Source organism: Nocardiopsis halophila DSM 44494 (genome assembly GCF_000341245.1).
Classification (GTDB): Bacteria; Actinomycetota; Actinomycetes; order Streptosporangiales; family Streptosporangiaceae; genus Nocardiopsis_A; species Nocardiopsis_A halophila.
Genome location: NZ_ANAD01000117.1, coordinates 19,506 through 29,676, shown reverse-complemented (window position 1 = coordinate 29,676; position 10,171 = coordinate 19,506). Strand labels below are relative to the sequence as shown.

Sequence of the window (10,171 nt, the reverse complement as noted above, 5' to 3'; positions counted from 1 at the left end):
CGGGGTCGACCAGCCATTGCAGGTCTCGGACCATCCGTGGGAGGCGGCGGTAGAGGCGGAAATCCTCCCGGAGCCTGCGGCGGGCTTCGCCCTCCGGGTTGGACGAGCGTGCCAGGGAGAACGCGAGGGGAACGGTGACCTCGGCCTTGTACAGGTCGGCGATGTCATAGACCAGCGACTGCTGCTTACCGGAGTGCACGAACCCCAGCGCCGGCGAGCACCCCAGGTGACTGATGACGGCGTGGGCGAGCCCGTACAAGGCCGCGCTGGCCGCGGACAACCCCTGGTTCACCGGATCCTGGTCGTCCCAGTCCTCGGGGTCATAGCTGCGCTTGAACGGCTTCAGGCCGTGGCGCTGCGCGAGCGCCCGATACAGGGCCTTCATGCGCTGGCCCTCGATTCCGCGCATACGTTCGAGAGGTGTCCCCGGGGCGATGTCCTCCCGGAAGCGCAACTCGTACATGCGCCGGGCGACCTCCAGTCGCGCCTTGGGGTCGGACCAGGCCTGTACCTGCCGCTCCAGCCAGTAGGTGGAGCGGTCGGTGGGCTGGAGCGTCCCGTAGCAGCGGACGCCGCCCGACCCCGTGGCGATCACGGTGGTGCCGTGCCGCATGAAGGTCGACAGAGCCCGCTGCGTGATGGAGGTCCCCGGCCCGAGAAGCACACAGGCCAGCGACGCCGTAGGCAGATAGGTGCGCTGAAGGTCGCCGTCCTCGGGCTCGACCACCGCGCAGACGCCGGTGTCGGTCTGTTCGACGCGGGCGATGTCGATGTAGAGGAAGGCCAAGCCATCGGAAACTCGCGGCAGCATCGCGAGGGTCGGTGAGGCGAGCTTGCGGCGCGCCCCCGAGGAGTAGTCGCTACTCATCGGCCCCTCCCAGCAGCGCCAGACTGAGCAGACCGCACCCGTGGGACTTGCCACCCCGCGAGCCTCCATTACGCGGAGACGGCAGGGGCCAGGCTGATCAGACCGCACCCATAGGCCTTCGCCCGTCCGAGCCCCGAGCGGACGGCTTCGGCGAAGGCGTCGGCGTCGGTCACCACCAGCCGGCCGTCGTACTGTGCGGCCGACACCGTGATCTTGTTCCGCCCGTCGGAGGAGGACTTGTACCCGATCTTCGGAGGCAAGGGGGTCACGTCCACCGCCATCGCCCCGTCCGAGGTCGCGGGGATCACGAACCCGTTCTGCTCCCCCTTGCGGGCTATCCAGCCGAGCCGGCTCTTCTCATCGTGCAGTGCCACACGCCGGCCGCGATCGGCCTTCGGGTCATTCGGGTCCCGCACGACGCGCGTGGGATTGGCGGTGCACCGGAAGTGGAGCGTGCGACCCGGGGTGATCGCGGAGAACACGCTGTCCATCTCCCTGGTCTCCGCGGGGACGGCCAGGTAGTCGGACGGCAGGTCCCCCCAATTCGGTTCGAGGGCGCTCTGCACCAGCAGCACGTGGCCGGAATCGGTCCTGTCCAGGCGCCACAGCAGCCCGTTCTCCTGCCGCGCCGACCCGCCGGACACGACCTCAGGGAAGACCGACATGAGGGTGCGGTGCATGTGCTGCACGTCGGCGAGGTCACGTCGGTAGTCGCGCGAGCGGAGACTGGGGCGGAGTCGGCTCAGGTACATCATGCGGCTCCTCCCTCCCTCGATCCAGGAATCGGAACATGGCATACGCGCACGTACCGCTGCCGGAACTCGCGATTGCCCGACTCGAACGTCACGGGTACGTCGTAGCGTGCCTCGGCATCGGTGTGCTCGGCGGGGACCTCCACCACGGCGCGCAGGAGCGGATCGGTCTCCGCCCCGCCCCGGAGCTCTCGGTCCTCCTCCTGCCAGGGGTGCTCCCGAAGGGCCTCCTCCAGGGTGCCCTCCGGGCGGATCCCCGTTCCGAGCCCCCGCTCCTCGGCAATGATCAGCGGGGAGGCGGGCACGTGGGCCCTGCGGCCGAAGAACAGGGGCCAGTGCGGCCGACGGACGGCCGCGGCCAATCGCTCCAGGAAGCCGAGCTCCCCTTGCAGCAGGACGAGAAAGAGCGCATCGGCCAGGTAGTAGCGGTGGCTCACGACATTGCGGTGGCCGGTCCCCCGGGTCGTCGGAACGTCGGTGGTCACCTGGTAGTCGCGCTCGACGATGCCCTCGCGGTCGACCCGCACGGCCATGCGCAGGGACGCGAGATCCGCGAGGCGCTCCCGGTCGGTGCGCTCGACCCCCGCCGCGGACCCCAGCAGACCCACCACCCCCGATTTGGTCGGCTCCTGTGCCGTGTCTCGGTGGGTGAAACGCGAACGCACGCCCCAGGACTGCATCGGCGCGTCGAAGCGCAGCGCGAGCACTGCGTCAGCCACGGACAGCCCCTCCCAGGACGGCTTCGGTGAACTCGGGGAGGTTCCCGACCTGCTCCCCCTTCGGGACATGGAGCCCGTCGAGGTCACCGGACAGGGACGCCATCGCGACCGTGCGGATCTCCTCATCGCCGTAGAAGCTCCGCAGGCGGGTGAAGTGCTGCCACATCCGCTCCGTCGACGTGCCCATGACCCCCTTACCGGGCACCGGGTCGAGGAAGGCGTTGGCGAGGTTCCAGGTTCCGCTGTCGCGGACGACCGCCAGAAGCGTGTCGGGCATGGTGAGGGCCGCCATGGAATTCTGCTTGCCGCTGGGGACGGCCCGGATGAACGCGTTGAGCCAGGCACTGACGGCCCGCTTCAGCAGGTCCTCGTCGTCCCCGTCCAGCTTCGCTTCCTTGCCGAAGAGGTTGTGCCGCAGCTGGCCGGTGTCCAGGTTGGCGTAGCGGTAGTAGCACGCCGCGTTGAAGTCGACCGTGCCCATCATGTCCGCGCCGGCCTCGTCGTCGGGCTTGAGGTCGTCCACGGCCGTGTAGAAGTCGAACTCGCTCGCGACCGAGTGGGTGGAGAGGGCGTGGGCGACCTGGGAGGCCGCGTCGACGTTGAAGTCCTTGTTGTCGGCGACCATGCGCCCGAAGAGGGCGATGTCGACCGCACGGCGAGCGTCGAGGATCCTGTCGGCGACCTTTTTCGCTTCGTCGGTCGCCTTCTTCTTTTTCGGCGCCCCCTTGCTGTTCTGCTCCTTCTTGCGGGCCTCGGCATCCGTGAGCAGCCTCTCGCGGTGGTCCCGGCAGAACGCGGCGAGGTCATCGACGGCCCCGGTCCCGACGAAGAGCAGGTACTCGGTCAGGTCGTTGGTGTCGAGTCCGAAGCCCATCTGCTGAAGGGCCTCGCGTACGATCGTGTGCTCCTCTTCGCCAGGCTCGCCGTCCCCGGGCGTCAGCTCCTTCGCCGCTTTGAGCAGCAATCGCTTGGTCCTCCAGGCGGTCTCGCCCTTGGCGAGGCCGACCTCGGGAAAGAGGGAACGCGCGGCCTTCTTGAGGCTTTGGCTGGAGACACGTCCCCGCAGTGCTCCGCCAAAGGTGACGGTCTTGGGCTGGCCGAGGTCGTCCCGGTTCAGGTTGCTCGTCGGGAACGACTGGAGGAGGTGCAGCTCGATGATCATGGCGGTCAGGTCGCTTCCTTCGTGCTGGGGGGCTGGCTCACGTACATCTGGCGGCGGAAGTCCCGCGCCCAGTCCAGACGGACGGTGCGCGCCTTCTCCTCGTCACCGCCGCGGAGACGGATCAGGTCCCAGAGGAGCCGCTCGTAGTCGAGCGGTCGGGCCACGGGAGCAGTCGCGATGAGACGCACCGATTGGCGCAGGTAGTGCTCCAAGGCCCCGTTCTCGTTGGAACCGATCAGCTGGCGCACACGGGCGTCCGCGGCGGAGGGCGATCCTGTCTCGGCGAGGGCCGCGCACAGTCGCCATCGCCGCTTCGGATCGGTCTCGCCGTCAGGGTGGAGCGCGAAGAGGCCTGCGAGCAGAAGGCAGGAGGGTTCGTGCGCCCTGGGAACCCCGCACGGCAGGAGAATCTCGTATACGTCTCCGACGAACCGCTCGTCGCTGAGACTGCGCCGGAGCCGCGCCCGTTGTCGCCGGGCCTGTGCGACTGCGTGCCGGTCCGATGAGTGCAGCTTCCGCCCTAGTCGGTAAAGCTTGTGAACGAACTCCCGGTGGGGGGACTCCGGTTTCTGGTTCTCCACGACTCCGTCTTTCACCCGATGTACTGGTCGATCTCGTGCTTGTACACGTCGGACGCGTTGTTCAGGTTCGAGCGCGCGATCATCTCCACCTTGGCCACGGTGAGGATCTGGCGGGGTACCCCTCCCGGGAAGCGGTCGAGCCACGTGTGAAGAGCATCGTCGGCCGTGCTCCGCACGTTCTCCCCCCACTCGTTGAACAGTCGGCGGAGTTCGTCCTGGGCACCGGGGTCGTCCGCCTCTCTGTGCGCGACCAAATCCCCGACGTCGTGCAGGAGGCGCGCGAACCCGGTCTCGAGGAACGGCCAGTACCGCTCCGCTAGGAAACTCCAGTGCTTGTGGGGCTCGAACTTGGCGCGGAGCTCCTCCCGGTAGGTGCGCAGCATCTGTTGGAGCCCCTTACCGACCTCATCGGCGAGCTTCACCGCCTGACCGAAGAGCGGTTTCAGCCCCCAGCCGCGGTCCTGCGCCACCAGGAGGGCCAGCTTGATGGGAAGGGCCTCTTCCGACCAGTACTCGACCGCGCCGGGGTTGGACATGAGCTTCTGGCCGAACACTCGCAGAGTGACCTCTTTAGTCATGCTGAGCCTGTCGTGCTCGACATGCGTGGCCACGTCTTCCACTGTCACGGGCCTCCCGTGCTCGTTCTGGCCGGGGTTGAGGAGGTCGTCGGCATGGCGCCACACTCCGCGCAGCATCTCCAGCTGCACCGGGACGGTGGTCGCCTGCCGCGCGCCGCTCTTGCGGAAGGCCGCCATGGCCTCCGAGGTCAGGTGCTCCTTGTCGAGCTGTTCGCCCGGCGATATCACGACGCCGTCCACATGCGGGACGCCGTCCTTTTCCACCCCGTGGAGAAGGACGTTGCGCGAAGGCAGGGTGAGCAACCGCGTCCATCCGCGCGGTCGCGCGTTCTCGTCGGGTTCGAGAGAGAGGGGGCGATCCCGCTCCCAGACCGGGCAGTCACCGGGGTCGCCCAAGCCGAGCGGCAGTCCCTTGCCGGGGTCATAGATGACCGCGTTCAGCATCAAGGTCTCCCACAGGGTCGCCCCCTCAAGGAGGACAGTGCCGAAGAAGTTGCCGTGGGCGGGTTTGGCGCTCTTGCGGCCCGGCGCCTTGTAGAAGGTCTTGATGCCCCCGGTGTCGAAGGCCTGGATCGCCATCAGCCAGCGTGCGGCCACATCCGCAGCCAGCACCGGCCGGTCGGTGTCCACTGTGTGGTCGAAAAGGGTGGTGTTGTTGCCCGTGGCCCGATGAAGGATCAGCTGGCCGGCCGGTTTGGGCTGCACCTGGGACAGACCGGGACACTGGAAGAAGGGACGCTCCCCTCCGAGGAGCCAAAAGGCGTTCCGGTGCTCCTGTTCGTACTGGGTCAGACAGGTGATGCACGGCCCTTTGTTCCAAAGCGCGGCCCAATGTTCACCACCGGCCGGCCCCTGAAAGACCCGGTGCAGGAACGCGAGCAGCAACCGGTGAAGGGCGGCCGTCACCACAGGCGACTCGCCCCGGACGCACCGCAGTTCGCGCGCCTTCCGGAACACATCACTGAGACCGAGCAGTGTCGACTCGCCCGATTTCGTGACCACAGGAATCCAGGGCTCGTCGAGCAGGCTGTAATACCCAGGGGACACAGACCACTCCGAGGGGGTAGGGGGGCTCCGACTCTAGCTGTTCATGGAGACAAGAAACCACGAAAGCGGGGAAATAGTCTCATTAGCCTCTATTGGGGTCATTTATGATATTCGCCTTGATCGGGACCTTCGCCCCTGACTCCGTGTCCCACCTGGTGCCGCTGAGCCTGCTCGTGCCCGAGGGCCGACGGACGGTCGGGCATCGACACCGCCTCCATCGGCGCGGGCACGACCGGACCCGGCCGTGCGTCTTCACCTGCTGAAAGACACGGAGGAACACCGCACGAGCGGACCACGACGTTCGGCGGACCCGCCGACGTCACCGCCCTCTGCTCTCGGTGAAACGGTCCGGTCCGGACGACCGACGGGTCCGGCCCGCCGGGGCCCGCCGCATCGTCAGGCGGTCGATCATCGCCGCTTCGCCGAGCATCGGCACGAGGACTTCGCGGCCGTCGGCCTCCTCCCTCTCCAGTGCCTGCTCGTGCCGCTGTTGCGCCACATGCCAGGCACGCTCCCATCCCTCCTCGACGAGAGACTCCGAGCTCACATAGAGACGGTGGATCTGCTTGCCGATCTCGGACATGGGGTCCCACTCGCCGGCTCGAAGGACCTGCTGCAGAAGCATGCGGGTACGCCCGAGGATCCAAGGCCGGTAAACGGTGGTGACGTGCGCGGTGAAGACCAGGCTCGTCCGTTTCGAAGGCGGCCTGGCCGCGCGCTCGGCGGGATCGACGTCGGCGACGTACAGGGTGGGCCTGGCCAGATGGGAAGGACGACCACGACGGTCGTGACGGTGCAGCCGACCGGCCCGCTGAAAGAGCAGGTCGATCGGGCACAAGTCCGAGACCAGCACGTCCGCGTCGAGGTCCATCCCGTGCTCAAGCACCTGCGTCCCCACCACGACCGCATGGCGGCTCTCGGGTGACGTCTTCCCGATGTGCGCGTCGATGTGCCGCTTGATCTCCCTGCGCTCCGCTCCCTGGTGCTCACCGTCGAAGTGGACCACTGCAGGAGGATTCGCGACGTCGGCGAGACGGGCCCTCAGCTCGTCACGGACGCGTTTCGCCCGGTCCTTCGTGTTGAGCACGACCAAGGCCGTTCCGGCCTCCCCCACGAGGTCCGCCACCCGGGCCGCGATCTCCGAGGGAGCGTCCCCGAGGTGTTCGACCTGGACAGGGCCTCGGTCCCGGGCGAACGACGAAGGATCGACCTCGAAGGCGCCGGCCGGATCCGGGCTCCATTGCACGTTCCACGTCCCCGGGGAGGTCACGGAAGCGGCCTCGGGGTCCACCGGACGCGATTCGGCACCCGCATGCCAATGCTCGATCAGCTCGGCTCGCTGGTCCGCGGGCAGAGTCGCCGACATCAGGACCACCGGGGCTCCCAACCGGCCGCAGAACCACAGGAGCTGCTTGATGATGCGGCCGGTGTAGGAGTCGTAGGCGTGCACCTCGTCGATCACCACGACCTTGTTGCTGAGTGCCGCCATACCGAGGAAGTTGTGGCCTCCCCGGATCACCGCCTTGACCGCCTGGTCGACGGTGCCCACACCGATGGGGAAGGCCAGCCCCTTCTTCCTGGTGAACCACTCCCAGGGGTCCTGAGACCCTTCCTCCGTCCCCGCGTCGTCCTCGGCACCGACACCGCTCGGGGTGATCGTGGCCGAAGACCCGGCCGCCTCGTCCTTTCTGGCCTGCTTCTGCTCCTTCGCCGCGCCCGAGTAGACGAGGTTGACCTCGAGATCGGAGCCGGTCCCCTTGAGCAGGTCCTGTACATCGTCGTAGGCCTGCCTGCTGAGCTCTTTGGTCGGCGTCGAGTAGTAGAGTCCGCCCAGCCCCAGCCGGTGCACGAGCCGCGCCGCCGCCTGGAGTCCGGCCTTGGTCTTGCCCTCACCGGTGGGCGCCTCTATCACCAGCACGCCCGGCTCCTCGCAGGACTCGACCGCCTCCTCCACCCTCCGCTGCAGGGGGAAGGGCGGTGATCCGTCACCGAAGATCTGCGTGAAACCGGTGCGTTCACCCGGGGTCCATGCCCGCCATCCGACCGAGCGCAGAGCCTCCTGTGCCCGCTCCGCGGCGCGGATGCGATAGGCCTCCAGCGACTCCGGTTCCTCCTCGTACGGGAAGAACCTCGTGTCGGAGGCAACCCAGTCGGAGATCGTCGTGAGGCCCGCCAGCCCGACCAGCCCCATCTGGGACGGCACTCGCACCTCGGGCCATCGGGCGTCTCCGAAGTCCAGCCCTCCGAGCGCAGCGACCCTGCGGACCATGGCGGACCGTCCCTGCCGCCACTGCCCGTCACCGATGTCCTTCTTGTGCCGGCCTCCCCTCGGCCGGCTCAGGCTCCTGATCTCGCCCGCCGAAGGGATGTACCCATGGTGCCCGGCCAGAACTTGACTGAGCACGATCCTGTCGGACGTGTGGACTCCGAGCTCGTGGAGCATTCCATCGAGGTGCACCCCCGTGGTCAGTCCATGCTTGGTGTCAAGGTTCGCCAGCTTTCGCGCGGGCGCACAGACCTCCAAGAGCCGGTGCTCGCTCTCAGGAAAGCGCTTCTGAGCGACTTCTAGGACCAGGGACTGGAACGCAGGTGAATACTTTCCCAGGTCATGCAGGCCGCACAGCAGAGACACCCATTGCTCGGCGCTCCCTGCCAGCGGCGAGAACACGCGCTCCAGTTCCTCCCGCACCTTCGGACCGAGGAAGAGGCCGTAGAGGAGACGGGAGACTTCCATCGTGTCGATCAGATGGCAGATAAGCGGATGGACTCCCTCTTTGGAACTTTTCGCCCACGGCGTCAACAGCAGGTCGTCATCGGACGCGGCCACACACACTCACCTCTCCGCAATCGGTACAGAAGAGTGGCACGTATCAAAGCTCTCGGCACCGACAATCCCAGCACGGTTGCGGGCGGCCGGACCGGGCCTCGGGCGAAAGCACCGGTCTTCCTGAGGCGCGGATCGTCGCACCCCTGGGGCCACCGCCAAGGGAGCGAGAGAGATGGAAGGTGGCAGGAGGCGCGGTGCCCTCCTGGCGGTCCTGCTTGACGGTGACCGCTCGGCGCAGGAGGGACGGACGTCGACCGCCGCGGGGTGCGCGGGGCCGTCGTCGGGCTTGACCGTTGCCTAGACTCGGTAGTGACGCGACATGTCGCGTCATGGAACGTGCCGACGAATGCTTGCATGTACGAGGTGAGCGCATTGGCCAACCTGCAGCGCCTGCTCCGCCAGGCCTTCAGCTTCATTCGGCGGAACCCCGACAAGGCGAACCGGCACCTGCGCACTGCCGGTGACACCGTGAAGAAGCGCACCGGCGGCAAGTACGACCGGCACATCGACAAGGCCATCGGCCAGGCGTCGAAGCTCTTCGGCAAGCAGGGCGGCCGCCCGGGAGGCGGCGCTCCGCAGGACCGCGACCCGCGGTACGGGTCCGACGGCTCGGCGCCGAAGGAGCGTCCCGACGGCCCCGATCACCGGCGCGACTACTGATCGCGTCTCCGGCATCTGAAGTCCGCTTCGTGAGTGCCGGGTCCACATCCCCCGGCACTCCAGCGCGCGGCCCCTCCCCTCGGGAGGGGCCGCTCGTCGCATGGCCGACGACGATCGCCCGAACTCGGGCCGGAGCTCCCCGGTGCAGCTTCGGCACAGCGTCCTACGGCAGCACCCCTGGCAACGCCCGCGAGAAGCCCTTCGGGCCCTCGCGCGAGGGCCCGATGCGGCGGTCGTTGGTCCCCTCGAAACCGGATTCACCGGCCGCAACGCCGGAGAGCCGCCGGGGGGGCAGTCGGCCGGTCGCCCGTAGGGGCCCGGCTCCGAATCAGCGGGTGAGGGAGCGGAGTGAGTACTCCCGATGGCCCCCAGACTGGGTGGGGCGATCCGATGCAGATGAGGTGACCATGGAACGCACTCCCTTCCGCGCTCTCGCCGCCGGGGCGATGGCCGCCGTGGTCGCGCTGAGCGGGTGCGGGGCGCAGGGCGGGAACGGAGGTGAGGGCCCGGACGGTTCCTCTCCTGCGGAGGGGGCCGGGGCCGGCGACGGCGATTCCGGCGGGGGCACCCCCGAGGCCCTGGACTTCACCGCGCCCACCGTCGACGGCGGCGAGATCGACGGCGCCGACCTGCACGGCAAGCCGGTCGTGCTGTGGTTCTGGGCGCCCTGGTGCACCATCTGCCGCGGCGAGGCGCCCTCGGTGATGGACGCCGCCGAGCGCTATGACGGCGAGGTGGAGTTCATCGGCGTCGCCGGCAACGGCGCGACCGACGAGATGAAGGAGTTCGTGGACTCCACGGACACCGGCGGGATGCGGCACATCATCGACGAGGACGGTTCCATCTGGTCCGGCTTCGAGGTGACGATCCAGCCCTCCTTCTCCTTCCTGCGCGAGTCGGGCACCTTCCTGACCTACTCCGGGAAGATCAGCGAGGAGGACCTGGACCAGCGCATCTCCGAAGAGGTGCTCGGCTGA

Annotated in this window: 9 protein-coding genes; 2 read left to right on the top strand and 7 right to left on the bottom strand. The window is 68.1% G+C overall.

Going from position 1 to position 10,171, the window contains the following annotated elements; all coding sequences use genetic code 11:
• The 7 genes from cas1e to D450_RS0114460 form a co-directional block, all read right to left on the bottom strand.
• On the bottom strand, nucleotides 1-868 hold an 868-nt coding region (gene cas1e / locus D450_RS0114495), incomplete at its 3' end, for a type I-E CRISPR-associated endonuclease Cas1e (protein WP_017539391.1).
• A gap of 68 nt (nucleotides 869-936) precedes the next feature.
• On the bottom strand, nucleotides 937-1,623 hold the full coding sequence (gene cas6e / locus D450_RS0114490; RefSeq protein ID WP_241483155.1) for a type I-E CRISPR-associated protein Cas6/Cse3/CasE: 687 nt from the start codon (nucleotides 1,621-1,623) through the stop codon (nucleotides 937-939).
• Nucleotides 1,620-2,339: a type I-E CRISPR-associated protein Cas5/CasD gene (gene cas5e / locus D450_RS0114485; RefSeq protein ID WP_017539389.1), complete on the bottom strand. Its 720-nt coding sequence runs from the start codon at nucleotides 2,337-2,339 to the stop codon at nucleotides 1,620-1,622. The genes cas6e and cas5e overlap by 4 nt, the downstream gene beginning before the upstream one ends.
• Complete coding sequence (cas7e, locus tag D450_RS0114480; protein ID WP_017539388.1) at nucleotides 2,332-3,501, bottom strand: type I-E CRISPR-associated protein Cas7/Cse4/CasC; 1,170 nt, start codon at nucleotides 3,499-3,501, stop codon at nucleotides 2,332-2,334. Before cas7e ends, cas5e begins: the two co-directional genes overlap by 8 nt.
• Before the next feature lie 5 nt (nucleotides 3,502-3,506).
• A complete protein-coding gene (gene casB, locus D450_RS0114475) occupies nucleotides 3,507-4,082 on the bottom strand; it encodes a type I-E CRISPR-associated protein Cse2/CasB (RefSeq protein WP_017539387.1) in 576 nt (191 codons plus the stop codon).
• Nucleotides 4,083-4,093: 11 nt separating this feature from the next.
• Complete coding sequence (casA, locus tag D450_RS0114470; protein ID WP_017539386.1) at nucleotides 4,094-5,707, bottom strand: type I-E CRISPR-associated protein Cse1/CasA; 1,614 nt, start codon at nucleotides 5,705-5,707, stop codon at nucleotides 4,094-4,096.
• A 319-nt stretch (nucleotides 5,708-6,026) separates the two neighbouring features.
• Nucleotides 6,027-8,534 (bottom strand): CRISPR-associated helicase/endonuclease Cas3, encoded by a 2,508-nt coding sequence (locus tag D450_RS0114460; protein ID WP_017539384.1) that lies wholly within the window; start codon nucleotides 8,532-8,534, stop codon nucleotides 6,027-6,029.
• Between the two features lie 354 nt (nucleotides 8,535-8,888).
• On the opposite strand from D450_RS0114460, the gene D450_RS0114455 reads away from it, so the two are divergent.
• Both D450_RS0114455 and D450_RS30220 read left to right on the top strand, forming a co-directional pair.
• Nucleotides 8,889-9,194 carry an antitoxin gene (locus D450_RS0114455; protein WP_017539383.1) on the top strand — a complete coding sequence of 102 codons (306 nt, stop codon included), beginning with the start codon at nucleotides 8,889-8,891 and terminating at the stop codon, nucleotides 9,192-9,194.
• A 407-nt stretch (nucleotides 9,195-9,601) separates the two neighbouring features.
• Nucleotides 9,602-10,171 carry a redoxin domain-containing protein gene (locus D450_RS30220; RefSeq protein ID WP_017539382.1) on the top strand — a complete coding sequence of 190 codons (570 nt, stop codon included), beginning with the start codon at nucleotides 9,602-9,604 and terminating at the stop codon, nucleotides 10,169-10,171.

Coding starts and splice junctions, on each gene's coding strand:
- D450_RS0114455 (WP_017539383.1), top strand. CDS start 8,889: ATGTACGAGGTGAGCGCATTGGCCAACCTGCAGCGCCTGCTCCGCCAG.
- cas6e (WP_241483155.1), bottom strand. CDS start 1,623: ATGATGTACCTGAGCCGACTCCGCCCCAGTCTCCGCTCGCGCGACTAC.
- D450_RS30220 (WP_017539382.1), top strand. CDS start 9,602: ATGGAACGCACTCCCTTCCGCGCTCTCGCCGCCGGGGCGATGGCCGCC.
- cas7e (WP_017539388.1), bottom strand. CDS start 3,501: ATGATCATCGAGCTGCACCTCCTCCAGTCGTTCCCGACGAGCAACCTG.